At 70.6% G+C, this 14450-nt stretch carries 14 protein-coding genes; 6 read left to right on the forward strand and 8 right to left on the reverse strand.

Translation table 11 applies throughout. The features are described from left to right. The first annotated feature begins 121 nt into the window (after positions 1–121). From AB0I66_RS20645 to AB0I66_RS20655, 3 genes are all read left to right on the forward strand, one after another. The gene (locus AB0I66_RS20645) at positions 122–970 is read left to right on the forward strand and encodes a 3-hydroxyacyl-CoA dehydrogenase family protein (RefSeq protein ID WP_363209302.1); all 849 of its coding nucleotides are present in this window, start codon (positions 122–124) and stop codon (positions 968–970) included. A 163-nt stretch (positions 971–1133) separates the two neighbouring features. Next, positions 1134–1457 (forward strand): STAS domain-containing protein, encoded by a 324-nt coding sequence (locus AB0I66_RS20650; RefSeq protein ID WP_160507247.1) that lies wholly within the window; start codon positions 1134–1136, stop codon positions 1455–1457. Between the two features lie 214 nt (positions 1458–1671). Next, positions 1672–4143, forward strand: a complete 2472-nt coding sequence (locus AB0I66_RS20655) for an ATP-binding protein (protein WP_363209303.1) — start codon at positions 1672–1674, stop codon at positions 4141–4143. Between the two features lie 108 nt (positions 4144–4251). Here AB0I66_RS20655 and nucS read toward each other — a convergent pair whose 3' ends face one another. Then, the gene (gene nucS / locus AB0I66_RS20660) at positions 4252–4923 is read right to left on the reverse strand and encodes an endonuclease NucS (RefSeq protein WP_363209304.1); all 672 of its coding nucleotides are present in this window, start codon (positions 4921–4923) and stop codon (positions 4252–4254) included. Between the two features lie 212 nt (positions 4924–5135). On the opposite strand from nucS, the gene AB0I66_RS20665 reads away from it, so the two are divergent. Continuing rightward, positions 5136–5528, forward strand: a complete 393-nt coding sequence (locus AB0I66_RS20665; RefSeq protein ID WP_361049961.1) for an SCO5389 family protein — start codon at positions 5136–5138, stop codon at positions 5526–5528. 70 nt (positions 5529–5598) lie between these two features. On the opposite strand, the gene AB0I66_RS20670 is transcribed toward AB0I66_RS20665, so the two are convergent. Continuing rightward, positions 5599–6651 carry an LLM class flavin-dependent oxidoreductase gene (locus AB0I66_RS20670; RefSeq protein ID WP_363209305.1) on the reverse strand — a complete coding sequence of 351 codons (1053 nt, stop codon included), beginning with the start codon at positions 6649–6651 and terminating at the stop codon, positions 5599–5601. Positions 6652–6862: 211 nt separating this feature from the next. On the opposite strand from AB0I66_RS20670, the gene AB0I66_RS20675 reads away from it, so the two are divergent. Continuing rightward, complete coding sequence (locus AB0I66_RS20675) at positions 6863–7195, forward strand: ATP/GTP-binding protein (RefSeq protein WP_363209306.1); 333 nt, start codon at positions 6863–6865, stop codon at positions 7193–7195. A gap of 19 nt (positions 7196–7214) precedes the next feature. Here the strand turns inward: AB0I66_RS20675 and AB0I66_RS20680 are convergent, their stop codons facing one another. The 3 genes from AB0I66_RS20680 to AB0I66_RS20690 form a co-directional block, all read right to left on the reverse strand. Beyond that, on the reverse strand, positions 7215–8000 hold the full coding sequence (locus AB0I66_RS20680; protein ID WP_363209415.1) for an ABC transporter permease: 786 nt from the start codon (positions 7998–8000) through the stop codon (positions 7215–7217). Positions 8001–8158: 158 nt separating this feature from the next. Then, positions 8159–9370 carry an ABC transporter ATP-binding protein gene (locus tag AB0I66_RS20685; RefSeq protein ID WP_363209307.1) on the reverse strand — a complete coding sequence of 404 codons (1212 nt, stop codon included), beginning with the start codon at positions 9368–9370 and terminating at the stop codon, positions 8159–8161. A 111-nt stretch (positions 9371–9481) separates the two neighbouring features. Continuing rightward, the gene (locus AB0I66_RS20690) at positions 9482–10369 is read right to left on the reverse strand and encodes a hypothetical protein (RefSeq protein WP_363209308.1); all 888 of its coding nucleotides are present in this window, start codon (positions 10367–10369) and stop codon (positions 9482–9484) included. 277 nt (positions 10370–10646) lie between these two features. Here AB0I66_RS20690 and AB0I66_RS20695 point away from each other — a divergent pair, with 277 nt between their 5' ends. Then, positions 10647–11519, forward strand: a complete 873-nt coding sequence (locus tag AB0I66_RS20695) for a hypothetical protein (protein ID WP_363209309.1) — start codon at positions 10647–10649, stop codon at positions 11517–11519. Here the strand turns inward: AB0I66_RS20695 and AB0I66_RS20700 are convergent. The 3 genes from AB0I66_RS20700 to AB0I66_RS20710 all read right to left on the reverse strand — a co-directional run bounded on the left by AB0I66_RS20700 (position 11500) and on the right by AB0I66_RS20710 (position 14274). Next, positions 11500–12270, reverse strand: coding sequence for an ABC transporter permease (locus AB0I66_RS20700; protein WP_363209310.1), 771 nt, complete (start codon positions 12268–12270; stop codon positions 11500–11502). The two genes, AB0I66_RS20695 and AB0I66_RS20700, sit on opposite strands and share 20 nt — an antisense overlap. Before the next feature lie 3 nt (positions 12271–12273). Further along, positions 12274–13266, reverse strand: coding sequence for an ABC transporter ATP-binding protein (locus tag AB0I66_RS20705; RefSeq protein ID WP_363209311.1), 993 nt, complete (start codon positions 13264–13266; stop codon positions 12274–12276). A gap of 72 nt (positions 13267–13338) precedes the next feature. After that, on the reverse strand, positions 13339–14274 hold the full coding sequence (locus AB0I66_RS20710) for a cellulose-binding protein (protein ID WP_190081912.1): 936 nt from the start codon (positions 14272–14274) through the stop codon (positions 13339–13341). Between the last annotated feature and the right edge of the window lie 176 nt (positions 14275–14450).

A 14450-nucleotide genomic window follows, 5' to 3' on the forward strand; every position in this document is an offset into this window, starting at 1 on the left:
TGAGACGTGACGCGCGTTACTTCGCGGCCACACTCGCGCCCACGACCGCTAATGTCCGCCGGAAGGGCTTGCGTAAACAGCGTGTAAGCCAGGCGTGATAAGCGGTAGGGGAGTCGTAACAGTGGCACGGAAGCTCGCCGTCATCGGAGCCGGACTCATGGGGTCCGGCATCGCACAGGTCTCCGCCCAGGCGGGCTGGGACGTCGTCCTGCGGGATGTCACCGATGCGGCCCTGACCCGTGGCACCGACGGGATCAAGGCGTCGTACGACAAGTTCGTGAGCAAGGGCAAGCTCGCCGCCGAGGACGCCGAGGCGGCGCTCGGGCGCATCACGACGAGCACCGACATGGACGCCGTCGCCGACGCGGACATCGTCGTCGAGGCCGTCTTCGAGAAGCTCGAGGTCAAGCACGAGATCTTCCGTGCGCTCGACAAGATCGTGCGCCCGGACGCCGTGCTCGCGTCGAACACCTCTGCCATCCCGATCACGAAGATCGCCGCCGTGACGGAGCGTCCGGAGCGCGTCGTGGGCGCCCACTTCTTCTCGCCGGTGCCGATGATGCAGCTGTGCGAGCTGGTGCGCGGTTACAAGACCAGCGACGAAACCCTCGCCCGCACGCGTGAGTTCGCCGAGTCCGTCGGCAAGACCTGCATCGTCGTGAACCGCGACGTCGCGGGGTTCGTGACGACCCGTCTGATCTCGGCGCTCGTCGTCGAGGCCGCGAAGCTCTACGAGTCGGGCGTCGCCACCGCCGAGGACATCGACATCGCGTGCAAGCTCGGCTTCGGGCACGCCATGGGACCGCTCGCGACCGCCGACCTGACGGGCGTCGACATCCTGCTGCACGCCACGAGCAACATCTACACGGAGTCCCAGGACGAGAAGTTCGCGCCGCCCGAGCTGATGCGCCGGATGGTTGACGCCGGTGACATCGGACGCAAGAGCGGGCAGGGCTTCTACAAGCACTGACGTCTGTTTCCTCCTCCGTGGGGTCACCCCTCGGAGTGAATTCGGTATCGGTTCGCTTACAGACGGCAACTTCCTTGCCCATGCGGCAGTCAGTTGCAGTGACATACGCAGACGCCGTACGGAACAGACGTCACACGAAACTCAGCACTCTCGGGGAGCGCATATGCACATCAGGGGCGACCAGGCCCAGCTGGTCGTCGGGGGACGCCTCGACGTACGCAGCGCGGCGGACGCCCGAACGGTCCTGCACTCGGCCGTCGACGACGGAGCCGGTGACCTGGTGCTCGACCTGTCCGAACTCGACTCGTGGGACGCCACGGGACTCGGCGTCATCATGGGCGCGCACCGGCGCGCGGGACGGTGCGGACGCCGGCTCGTGCTTCGCAGTGTGCCGCCGCAGATGCAGCGCCTGCTCGTGGCCACCCGGCTGCACCGGATCCTCGCCATCGAAGGTGGCATCGGGGTCGAATCACTTCCCCGTGTGTGAGGCACGTCTCGCGCACAATCCTCACGAAGCTGTGACGTCTCGGACGGCGCGGTACCCCGCCCGTTCGTAGATACTGAGCGAAGGTCTAGGGTTCGGTCGCCCACCGTCATGACGAGACAGACGCCCGAGCGGGGGCACCGGACCAGAAGCGACAGCGCAGTGTGCACAAGGCCGGAGGGGGCTGTGTACACGACGCATCTGGGGGGCTTTGACCATGGACCCGATGAACCGGGGACCGGAAGAGTACGGCCATGACGGCATCAACGACGACGATTCGGCGCGTCCCGTGCGTCCACCGCGTGATCCTCTGACACCAGACTTCGGGCAGCCCGCGCCCGCGCTCGCCCGCACCGTGCAGCTCGTCTCGGGCGACTTCCTGCTCACCGTGAACCCCGTCGACGGCAGCGAGATCGAACCCTGCCCGCCCGGCGAGTTGCCCGCCCGGCCCGTCCGGCGCACCGCGGCCGAGCGCGCCGAGGTGCGCCGCGCCTCGGCGCCGCCCGTGCCGCCGGGACCCGCACTGCCCCGGCTGCCGCTCCTGGAGCGCCAGGAGGAGCGCGAGCGGCTCGTGCGCCTGCTCGCACGCGGGCGCTCGGTGCGTCTCACCGGACCCGCCGGCTCGGGGCGTACGTCGCTCCTGGACGCCGTCGCGGAGGACTGCGCGGACCTCGCACCGGACGGCGTCGTACGTCTCTCCGGGTACCACAAGACGCCCGCGGACCTGCTCCAGGACCTCTTCGGCGCGGTCTACAACGCCCCGCTGCACCGCCCCGACCGTGCCCTGCTGCTCGAACTCGTCCACGACATCGGTGCCGTCGTCGTCCTGGACGACCTGGAGTTCGGCGCCGCGGCCCTGGAAGAGCTGCTCGACGCCACTCCCGAGTGCGCCTTCCTGATCTCCGCGACCCCCGACGTCGCGGCTCCGTCGCCCGACTCGCACCTCGAAGAGGTCTTCCTCGGCGGTCTCGGCCGCAGCGGCGGCCTCGAACTCCTGGAGCGCGCCGTCGGCCGCGTCCTGACGGACGACGAGGCGAGCTGGGCGGGCGACCTCTGGTTCGAGTCGGAGGGGCTGCCCCTGCGCTTCGTCCAGGCGGGCGCCCTGCTGCGCCAGCGCGACCAGCTGCGCGCCGACCCGAACGCCTTCGACGAGTACGGCTACTACGCCGAGGGACCGGTCGACGCGCCCTTCGACGCCGAGGGCCACGACGTGCCGCTGCCCTCGCTCGCCGACGGCGCGGCGCCCGCGGTGCTGCTCGCCTCCCGCCTGAGCCCGTCCGCGCGCAGCACCCTGCGGTTCGCCGTCGCGCTCGGCGGGGAACTGCCGCACCAGGCGCATCTGCCCGCTCTCGTGGGCGACACCCACGCGGACGCGGCCCTCGCCGAGCTGGTCTCCACCGCGCTCGTCACCCCCGTCGGCTCGCACTACCGGCTCGCCGCCGGAGTGCGTACGCAGCTGGAGGCCGCCGGGTACGCGGACGACACCGCCGAACGCGCCCAGGGCGCCGCCCAGCACTATGCCTGGTGGGCCGGACACCCCTCGGTCGGCCCGGAGCGGGTCGTCGCCGAGGCGGACGCCGTGCTCGCCGCCCTCGGCGTCCTGGTGGCGGGGCAGTCCGCTTCAGGGGCGCCGGCGGCCGGCGAGGAGAGCGCCGCGGTGCTGCTCGCCCGTACGGTCGCGCCCGCCTTCGCGGGAGGGCTCGACTGGGGCGCCTGGGAACGTGCCCTGCGGTCGGGCCAGGAGGCCGCGCGGACCGCGGGCGAGGTCGCCGAAGAGGCGTACTTCCACCACGAGCTCGGCATCCTCGCGCTCTGCGGCGGACAGCTCGACCGGGCCCGCGTCGAACTGGAGGCCTCCGTCGGCCTGCGCGGCGCGCTCGCCGACAAGCGGGGCACGATCGCGGGCCGCAGGGCCCTCGCCCTGGTCGCCGACCGCACCGGCGGCGTGATCCCGGGCGCGAGCCCGGCGGCGGGCGAAGAGATGCCCGACGCGCGCCACGACGAGTCGGCGTCGCCCCCCGGCGGCGTACCGGCGGCGTTCGCGCTGCCCACACCGCCTGCCGAGCCCGAGACCCTGGTCACCCGCAACGCCGCGCCCGCGGTGGGCACGAGCCCCGCTCCGACCCGCCGCTCCATCGTCAACGGCACCCGGCGCAACCTCGTGGCGGCGGGCGCGGGAGCCCTCCTCGCCGCGGTCCTCGGCACCGTCGTGACCCTCGGCGCGACGTCGGACGGGAACGACAACCCGCCCGACAAGGTCAAGACCGAGCAGTCGGCGAGCGAGGACCAGGACGACGACGGCCTGACCGCCGACAAGCCGGCCAAGGACTCGACGAGCCGCCCGGACAGCGACGGCCCCGACAACATCCCCGGCACCGCCGACGACGGCACCCCGGGCGAGAGCGACGGCCCGTCGGACAAGCCGAGCGACAGCGGCAAGCCGTCCGACGACACCTCGGACAAGCCGACGACGAAGCCGACGGACAAGCCGACCACCAAGCCGCCCACGACCAAGCCGCCGACGACCAAGCCGCCGACCACGAAGCCGCCCACGACCAAGCCGCCGACGACACCGCCGCCGACCACTCCGCCGCCGAGCACGGATCCGACCCCGGACCCGCCGTCGTCCCCGGACATGTCGGACTCGGCGAGCGGATCCGTGAGCAGCAGCCCGGCGTCGACGATCTGACGCGCGTACGAAGTCGTACGAAGAGGGGGCCGGGTCCACCGGGACCCGGCCCCCTCACCCGTACAAGAGCTCCTGCGAGAACTCCTGCGAGAACTCCTGCAAGAACTCTTAGAACAGCCGCAGCTTGTCGTCCTCGATGCCGCGCATCGCGTTGTAGTCCAGGACGGCGCAGCCGATGCCGCGGTCCGTGGCGAGCACGCGGGCCTGCGGCTTGATCTCCTGGGCGGCGAAGATTCCCTTGACGGGAGCCAGGTGCGGGTCGCGGTTCAACAGCTCCAGATAGCGGGTGAGTTGCTCGACGCCGTCGATCTCACCGCGCCGCTTGATCTCGACGGCGACGGTCTGCCCGTCGGCGTCGCGGCAGAGGATGTCCACCGGGCCGATCGCCGTCATGTACTCGCGCCGGATCAGTGAATAGCCTTCGCCGAGCGTCTCGATCCGGTCGGCGAGCAACTCCTGAAGGTGTGCTTCCACGCCGTCCTTGATGAGGCCGGGATCGACGCCCAGTTCGTGCGAGGAATCGTGCAGGATCTCTTCCATCGTGATGATGAGTTTCTCGCCCGCCTTGTTCACGACGGTCCACACGCCCGCGTCGTCCCCCGACCCCTCCTTCAAGGTGCAGGGCGGGGACATCCAGTTGAGAGGTTTGTAGGCCCGGTCGTCCGCGTGGATCGAGACACTGCCGTCCGCCTTCACAAGGATCAGGCGGGGGGCCGACGGGAGATGGGCTGTGAGCCTGCCCGCGTAATCCACGGAGCATCGGGCAATGACGAGACGCATGGGGCGCAACGCTACTCGACCCCAGGTGGTCCGCGCGATTCCTCCGGCGATGGCCCTGTTCGATCCTGGCCGGTTATGTTCCCAATCTCCTGGTGCAGCTCGGGTCCGGTGCTTACCGTATAAGCAGGAGGTCGCCGTGCATGCACGCTGCGTGCACGGGCTCCTGCCCTGTCCGGAAGCCCCCGCTCCCCGGGGGTGCGAGAGGAGAACCCATGTCGCTCGACGTCTCACCGGCACTGTTGGAACAGGCCGAGCGAGGCGAGGTCGATGAAGCGGAATTCGTCGACTGCGTCCGGACCTCCCTGCCTTACGCATGGGAGATGATCAGCTCCCTGGTGGCCCAGCTGAAGGTTGACGGCGGCGAGTTCGCCGACAACCAGACGCCGCCGCCGAGTGAGCAGGCACGCGGACAGCTCCTGCGGGCGCTGGCGAGTGACGCGATTCGCGGCGCTCTGCAGCGCCACTTCGGAGTGCGTCTCGCATTCCAGAACTGCCACCGTGTGGCGGTCTTCCCGTTGGATGCATCCGTGGACGACAGGCTCGCCCGGTTCACCTCGATCCGGGGCCAGCTGCTCAACCAGTCGCCCGAACTGCGGGACTGCTGACGCCTTTTGCTGCCGCTCCGTACGCGGGAGGTGTTCTGGTACAGGAGCGGCAGCTCCCCGCCCCGCCGGCTCAGCCGAGCTGGGGCAGCACTTCGGCCCCCAGCCTGCGGACGTTCTCTTCCGTCGTCGCCAGATCGCCCGAGCCCTCGACGAGCAGAGCGAAGCGGGTGATCCCCGTGCGCTCCGAGGTCGCCGCGATCCGGTCGGCGCACAGCTGCGGGGTCCCCACCGGATGCAGGCCGCAGAGCAGCTCCGTGTACGCGAGCGGGTCTCGCATGGCCCGTGCCCGGCCGTCGACCGTGACGTGCGCGTCGAGCCCTTGCTTGAGCCACCCCGGCATCGCCTTCTGCAGCGTCTCCGCCGCGTCCAGGCGCCGGTCCGCGATCTGCGCGACCCCGGCCGAGACGTGCGCGGCCCTCAGGACCTCCTCCGGCGTGCGCCCTGCGGCGCGCGCGTGCCTCTGCCACAACGCCACCATTTCGGCCTTCTCCTCGTCCCCGACATGCATGCCGAGGAGCATCGGCAGACCGCGTTCCGCCGCGAGCCGCACGCTGGCCGGCGAGGTGCACGCGACGATCACCTCGGGGCCCTCGGGCGGCTCCCCGGCATCCCCGTCCGAGCCGCTCAGCGCCTCCTGGGGCCGTGGCACCACGGCGACCTCGCGGAACGGGAAACGGTCCGCGTCGCTCGCGACCCGGGGCTCGGTCAGCCACCGCAGCAGCAGGTCGAGCGACTCCGGGAAGCCCTTCTCGTACGCCTCGAGGCCGGACCCGAAGACCTCCAGGTCCACCCAGGGTCCGCCGCGCCCCACGCCCAGCGAGAAGCGCCCGCCGGACGTCAGGTGCAGCAGGGCCGCCTGCTCGCCCAGGGCGACGGGATGAACCGTCGGCAGGACGCTCACGGCTGTGCCGACCCGGATGCGCCGCGTACGCCCGAGAAGGAGCGCGGCCAGGGTCACGGCGGACGGACACGTGCCGTACGGCACGAAGTGGTGCTCGGCGAGCCAGACCGAGTCCAGGCCCGCCTCCTCGGCCACCTCGGCGGACCGCACCGCACGGTGCAGCGCCTCCCCCTGCCCCTGTCCGGGGAACTGGGCGGCCAGAACAAAACTACCTACACGCATCGCACTCCTGCCTCCTTGGCGCCGACGCAGGCACTCCCCCTACGGGCAACAACGCATGACACGTGCCAAAGGCACGGCTTGGCATGAAGATTGACGGATTTTCTGCGAAATGCAGGGGGGATCTGTGGGGGTTGGTGCAGGACGACTACCCGGGTCCGCGCCGCGTAGGCTGGACACACCCCTGGCCCCCGTACATCCCGTGAGGTGTCCCGTGTCCCCGCGTCGCAACCGCCCGAAGGGCGCCGGAGAAGACAGTCCGCGCATGGACGGGGACACGACGGGCCGTTACGGCGGCTTCCAGTCCACCGAGAGCTGGCGGGGCGAGCAGTGGAGCCTGCGGCACGTCGCGGGAGCGAGCGCGGCCGGCAAGACCTACCGCTGCCCCGGCTGCGACCAGGAGATCCCCTCCGGGCTCGCGCATGTGGTGGCCTGGCCCGAGCACTCCGGTGTCGACGAGCGCAGGCACTGGCACAAGGCCTGCTGGAACGCGAAGGACCGCCGCACCACGCGGGTGCAGCGGTCCCGTAACGCGCCGAGGTACTGACGGCTACCCGGTTGTACGGCTAGACGTCGCGCTTCTCCAGGAGCGCGAAGGCGCCGGCGATCGCGGCCGCCGTCACGCCGACGAGCAGCAGCAGCTGTGAGGTGCCGCCGCCCTCGCCGTCCATCTCGAAGATCTTGGCGAGCGAGTTGATGGCGTTGTAGTCCAGCATCTTCTCGCCGAGCGGGCGCGTGCCCTCGGAGATCATCAGGAACACGGGCAGGATCGCGGGGACCAGGACCACGCCGAGCATCGCGGTGATCGCACCCGCGGAGTGGCGCAGCATCGATCCGGCGGCGAGGGCGAGGACGCCCAGGAGCGAGACGTAGAGCCCGCCCTTGAGGACCGTGCCCGCCCAGGCGACGTCGCCGGCCTCGGGACCGCTGTGCATCCCCGACGTCATCAGGCCCACCAGGAGGACGGAACCCGCCGAGACGACGAAGGCGATCACGAAGAAAATCATGATCTTGGCGGTGAGCACGCGATAGCGCTGCGGCGACGCCGTGAACGTCGTACGGATCATGCCCGTGCCGTACTCCGACGACGTCACCAGGACGCCGAGCGTGATCAGGCAGATCTGGCCGAGCACCAGACCGAAGAAGGCCGGGATGGTGAACGGCACGTCCGCGTAGTCCCGGTCCTCGGTCTGCCCGGCCACGAGCAGGCCGATGCCGACGACCAGGAGGAAGAAGACGCCGAGGGTCCACATCGTCGAGCGGACGGACTTGATCTTCGTCCACTCGGAGGCCAGGGCGTTGCCGAGGTGGGTCTTCTTGACCGGGATCGGCGAGGTGTAGGCGTTGTTCATCGCCTGCTGCCAGGCGGAGGGCGGCGCGGGGGCGGCCGGCGGGGGAGCCATCGGGGCGCCTTGCGGCATGGGGGCACCGGCCTGTGCGTAGGCCTGCTGGGGGGCCTGGTGAGGTGCCTGCTGGGGCTGCGCCTGCGGCTGCGGAGTCGGAGGCGTGGTCATCGGGGGTCCTCGCTGTCGCGCTTGGTCATGTCGGGGGCGGGAGCAGGGGCCGGGGCAGGGGCCGGGGCAGGGGCCGGGGCAGGGGCGGGCGCCTGCGGGGCGGCGGTCGCGTACGGGTTCGGGGTGCCCTGCGGTGCGCCGGGCGCGCCCTGCGGCATCGCGAAGGGCTGGCCGCCCTGCTGGGGCGGCGGCGGTGCGTACCACCCGGGCTGGCCCTGTCCGGCCACCGGCATCGGCTGCTGCGGCATCGCGCCCGGCGGCAGCTGCTGCTGGAGGCCCGCGCGCTGGTCGACGGTCGAGCGGTAGTCGACGGCGCCCTGCGTCATCCGCATGTACGCCTCTTCCAGCGAGGCCTGGTGCGGGGAGAGCTCCCACACACGGACGTCCGCGCCGTGCGCGAGGTCGCTGATGCGGGGGAGCGGCAGGCCGGTCACGCGCAGCGCGCCGTCCTGCTCGGGCATGACCTGGCCGCCGGCCTCGCTGAGCGCGGCCGACAGCTTCTCGCGCTGCTGCACGTCGCCTTCCGGCGTGCGCACGCGGGCGAAGTCGGCGGAGTTGTGCGAGATGAAGTCCTTGACGCTCATGTCCGCGAGGAGCTGCCCGCGGCCGATCACGATCAGGTGCTCGGCGGTGAGGGCCATCTCGCTCATGAGGTGCGAGGAGACGAAGACCGTGCGGCCCTCGGCGGCGAGGGACTTCATCAGGTTCCTGACCCAGAGGATGCCCTCGGGGTCGAGGCCGTTGACCGGCTCGTCGAAGAGCAGCACCTGCGGGTCGCCGAGCAGCGCGGCGGCGATGCCGAGGCGCTGGCCCATGCCGAGCGAGAAGCCCTTGGAGCGCTTCTTCGCCACCTCCTGGAGGCCCACGACGCCGAGCACCTCGTCGACCCGGCGGGCCGGGATACCGGACAGCTGCGCGAGACACAGGAGGTGGTTACGGGCATGCCGCCCGCCGTGCACCGCCTTGGCGTCGAGCAGCGCGCCGACCTGGCGGGGGGCGTTGGGGAGCTTGCGGTACGGGTAGCCGCCGATCGTCACCTGACCCGTGGTGGGGTTGTCGAGCCCGAGGATCATGCGCATGGTCGTCGACTTGCCGGAGCCGTTCGGCCCCAGGAAGCCGGTGACCGTACCGGGCCGCACCTGAAAGGAAAGGTTGTACACGGCTGTCTTGGCGCCGTAGCGCTTCGTCAGGCCGACTGCCTCGATCATTCTCCGCACCCATCGAATGGTTCAGGACGTCGGGGCACACGCCCCCGTAAGGGTTAGGAGGGTATCCGAGCGTTGACGGTTCCGGCCAAGAGTGCGTAAAGGGCTCTGGCGTCACGGAGCCGACGGCAGGGAGCCCGCCAGCGGGGGCAGCTCGTCGTACACCCGCAGCCGGCTCGACTCGTCGACGTACGGCAGGAAATCGGTCTGCGGCAGCACCCAGCCCTCGTCGCCGAAGACGCGCGTGCCCAGCTCGCGCAGCCGGGACGCCGAGCCCGCCGCCGCGACCCAGCTCGCCGGATCGGGGCCGAGCAGTTCCCTCAGGCGGGGCGAGTCCTTCAGGAGCGCGGCGAGCAGCTCCGCCTGGTCGCCGCCGCCCGGCCGAGGGCGCTCGGTCGCCGGGTCGGCGAGGACGCCGTGCGCGCTGAAGTAGATGTACGCGCCGCCGAGGCGCTCGCCGGACGGCATGGTCATCTCGAAGTCGTCGCCCGGCAGTATGGCCCTGCGGTAGTCGGGGAACTCCGTGTCGTCGACCGCCTTGAGCTGCGTGGCGTCCAGCCAGGTCACCACAAGCGGCGTCTCGGCGTCCCGGTCCACGTACGGGGTGCCCGCGACATAGCCCGCCGGGCTGATGTGCCCGGAGCAGCCGACCGCGATGCCGCGCACCCGGACCGGCACCATGGGCACGGCGGCGGGGATGCCGAGCCGGGTCAGTTTGTACGCCACCTGGCCGGGCGACGCGTTCGACCCCACGGCGATCACCGGGTGGCGGCGGCCGGTGACGGCCTGGCCCCGGTCCAGGAGGGCCTCGTCGAGACGGCGCCGCACCGGCTCCTCCACGAACCACTCGCCGAGCCGGCCGGTCCGCACGTCCAGCCGGAGCAGCTCGCCGCCGTTGAGCAGCGACGGGGCGGGGATGGGGCGGCCGGGATAGGTCAGTGGCTCTCTGGCCGGTACGCCGTCAAGACCCAGCGACTCCAGGCTTCGGTCCTCAGTCCTCACGATGGCGCCCTTCGGGGATGGTCAACGCGGTGCGGGGACAGCCTTCCACGGGAACAACTACCCGCGCCGCCGCTTCACCGCTCCTCGGCCGCCGGGTTAACCCCGGCCGGTTGCGGGAAAGAAGCCAATCCACCGTGGGGGGCCGGGTGAAGTCCGGTGCGGGGGAGGGGAGTTGGGGTCCTTGGTGAGATGGCCTCGCAGGGGTGGCGCACACCCGCGGTATCGGACGTCTGCGCGAGGATGGATCGCGGGCCGGTCCGTCCACGCCCTGCTGCTCATGACGCTGACCGTGCTCGCCGGGGTCTCCGCGGGGATCGCCGTGCTGTGGACGGTGGCCGAGGACTCGCCGCGTTCCCTGGGTGAGCGGTTCAGCGATCCGGAACGGCTGTTCGACCTCGCGCTGTCCGCGCTGCGCGCGTGCGTCGGCACGGACAACCTCGATCCCCAGGCGGGGAGCACCTCGCAGCAGCTCTTGGCGACGACGGCCTCGGTGATCGGGGCGCTCGCGCCCGCCGTGCTCCTCGGCTTCGTGCTGATCAAGATGTTCGCGCTGCGGCCCTTCGTCTGGCGGCGCCGGGCGTCCATCTCGCACGCGTGGACCGCCGACTTCCCCGGGTACCGGCGCTCCCACGCGCAGAGCGAGGACGCGATCATCGCGATCCGGTTCTACAACCGCTTCGACAATCTCTCCGTCGTCGACCTGCACGCCCGCGCCCACCTGCGCTACCTCGAACGCTCGCCGCACGACGGCAGCCTCGTCATCTACAAGAAGTGGCTCAATGTGCTCGACGAGAAGGGCGAACCGGCCGAGGAGCGCTGCTGGCTCGCCGTCGAGCGGGGTGCTCCGTTCACCGTGTGGATCCCGGTCGACGCTCCGGTGCCGCGGCTGCCGTTCACCCGCATCCAGGGCAAGGACCTGTCGCAGTCGGCCGGTGTGGAGCTGATGGTGCGGCTGACCGCGCGGACCGTGGGCCTGGGGACCGAGGTCGCGGACGAGCGCTGGTTCAAGGTCGGGCCCGAGGACTTCGAGCTGGGCCGCTTCGTGCCGCTCGAACCGGACCTGCAACGTGAGGTGTGGGAGTGGGACGGCTGGCGCGGCTTCGACGAGCTGCTGCCGCCGGACGAGGACGCTACGCGTCCCGCTTCTTGAGCAGTGCGTAGCCGCCGAGCAGTGCGAGCGCCACCCATACCCCCATGATCGCGAGGCCGCCCCAGGGGCCGTACGGGGTGTCGTCGTCCAGGGGGGTCTTCACCTGCATGATCTTGCTGCCCGCCTGGTCGGGGAGGAAGCGGCCGATCTTCTTTGTCGCCGAGACGTTGCCCAGGATGCTGGAGATGAGGAAGAAGAACGGCATCAGGATGCCCAGGGAGAGCATCGGGCTGCGCAGCATCGTGGCGACGCCCATCGAGAACATCGCGATGAGCGTCATGTAGAGCCCGCCGCCGATCACCGCGCGCAGCACACCCGGATCGCCGATCAGCGCCTTGTGCTCGCCGAGCATCGCCTGGCCGACGAAGAACGCGATGAAGCTCGTGACCAGGCCCACCACCAGACAGAGCAGCGTGGCGACCGCGACTTTGCTCGCCATGAAGGTGGCGCGCTGGGGGACCGCGGAGAGCGAGGTGCGGATCATGCCGGTGCTGTACTCGTTCGACACGACGAGGACGCCGAAGACGATCATCGCGAGCTGACCGAGGCTCATGCCGGCGAAGCTGGTGTAGGTGGGGTCGAAGACCTGCCGGTCCTGGGCGTTGAGGCTGTCGTAGTCGTTCTTCGCCAGAATGCTGATCAGCAGGCCGAGCCCGACCGTGACCACCAGTGCGAGACCCAGCGTCCACACGGTCGACGAGACCGAGCGGATCTTGGTCCACTCCGACTTCAGTACCTGCGTCGCGGCCATCGCTCAGGCCCCCCTCTTCGGCTGCTGCCAGCTCTCGCCCCAGCCCGCGCCCGGCGCGGGAGGCGGCGGGGCGGCGCCGGAGCCCGCATGGTCGGCGTGCGCGTGATACTCCACGGACTCCGCGGTGAGCTGCATGAACGCCTCTTCCAGCGAGGCCCGCTGGGGGCTCAGTTCATGGAGTACGAGCTGATGGCGGGCGGCGAGCTCACCGAGGTCCTCGGCGGGGGTGCCGTCCACCTCAAGGGTGCCGTTGCCCGCCTCGACGGCGGTGACGCCCTCCTGGTGCAGCACGTCGAGGAGGCGCTCGCGCTGCGGGGAGCGCAGCCGCACGTAACTGCGCGAGTTCTGCTGGATGAAGTCCGCCATCGAGGTGTCCGCGAGCAGCCGTCCCTGTCCGATGACGACCAGATGGTCGGCGGTCAGCGCCATCTCGCTCATCAGGTGCGAGGAGACGAAGACCGTGCGGCCCTGCGAGGCCAGCGACTTCATCAGGTTGCGGATCCAGTGGATGCCCTCGGGGTCGAGCCCGTTGACCGGCTCGTCGAACATCAGGATCTCCGGGTCGCCGAGCAACGCGCCCGCGATGCCGAGCCGCTGCCCCATGCCGAGCGAGAAGCCCTTGGCCTTCTTCTTGGCGACCTGCGTCAGGCCCACGGTGTCCAGGACCTCATGGACGCGGGCGCGCGGGATGCCGTTGCTCTGGGCGAGGCACAGGAGATGGTTGAAGGCGCTGCGCCCGCCGTGCATGGCCTTGGCGTCGAGCAGGGCGCCGATGTACTTGAGCGGGTCCTTCAGCTGCGCGTACCGCTTGCCGTCGATCCGCGCGGCGCCCGCCGTGGGGTTGTCGAGCCCGAGCATCATCCGCATCGTCGTTGACTTGCCGGCGCCGTTGGGCCCGAGGAAGCCGGTGACGATGCCCGGATGCACGGTGAAGGTGAGGTCGTTGACGGCCAGCTTCTCGCCGTACCGCTTGGTCAGCCCCTCGAGCTCGATCATGCGGCCACGCTAGAACGGGACAGAGCCCCCTGCCACCGGAGCGGCAGGGGGCTCTGAATGTCTCGACAGCCCTTATCGGGTCTGCTGAGCCGGCACCCCGCGAGAGACAGGCTCGTCCTCGGCGGGCGACCCGGCGGCGGCCACAGCCGCACCCGTGAGCGTCGCCAGCATCTCGCGCACATTGGTGAGCTGCGCGTTGATGGAGTCGCGACGGTTCGTCAGAGCCGCGAGCTCGCGCTCGGACTCCGAGCGGATGCGGTCCGCCTTGGCGTTCGCGTCCGCGACGATGTCCTCGGCCTGACGCTGAGCGGTCTCCACCGTCTGGCGCGCGCGGCGCTCGGCGTCCGTGCGGAGCTTCTCGGCCTCCAGGCGGAGCTGCTCGGCGCGGTGCTCGATCTCCGCGAGACGCTTCTCGGCCTTGGCCTGACGCGAGGCCAGGTCACGCTCCGACTGCTCGCGGCGCTTGGCGAGGTTCGTCTCGAAGTCGGCCGCGGCCTGGGCGGCCTTGGCGCGGGTCTCCTCGAAGAGGGCGTCCGCCTCCTCGCGCTTCTGCTGCGCGTCCTTCTGCGCCTCGCTGCGCAGCGCGCCCGCCTCGCCCTTGGCCTTCTCGACGATCCGGACGCCCTCGTCCTCCGCCTTGGCCTTGCGCTCGGCCGCGAACGACTCGGCGTCGTTGCGCACCTGCTGGGCCGCCGACTCGGCGAGCTCGCGGTGCTGCTCGGCTGCGCGACGAGCCTCCTCGCGCAGGTCCTTCGCCTCCTCCTCGGCGAGGCGGAGGATCTTCTCGACACGCGCGCCGAGGCCCGCGTACGACGGTTCGGCGTCGGCTACCTGCGCCTGCGCGTTCTGCGTCTCGAGGTGCAGCTCCTCAATGCGCTTTTCCAGAGCAGTGATACGAGCAAGAGCGCTGTCACGGTCGGAGACGAGCTTGGAGATACGTTCGTCCACCTGAGCGCGGTCGTACCCACGCCGCACAAGCTCGAAGCCGTAGGGGGAAGTGTCGCTCATGGGGTTCCTGTCGAATGAGACCGGTGAGGTGATAGGGGGAATCCTAGGGGTCCAAGCGGCGTGTCATCGAGCAGATGCCCGTTTGATCTGGAGAATGACACCCCTTTTGAGTGGCTAACCGCCGGAGCACTTGCCAGCGACAGTGCCGAAGGTCCTTACAAAGCACGCGCGAAGTT

This window comes from Streptomyces sp. NPDC050439, assembly GCF_040655335.1.
Classification (GTDB): Bacteria; Actinomycetota; Actinomycetes; order Streptomycetales; family Streptomycetaceae; genus Streptomyces.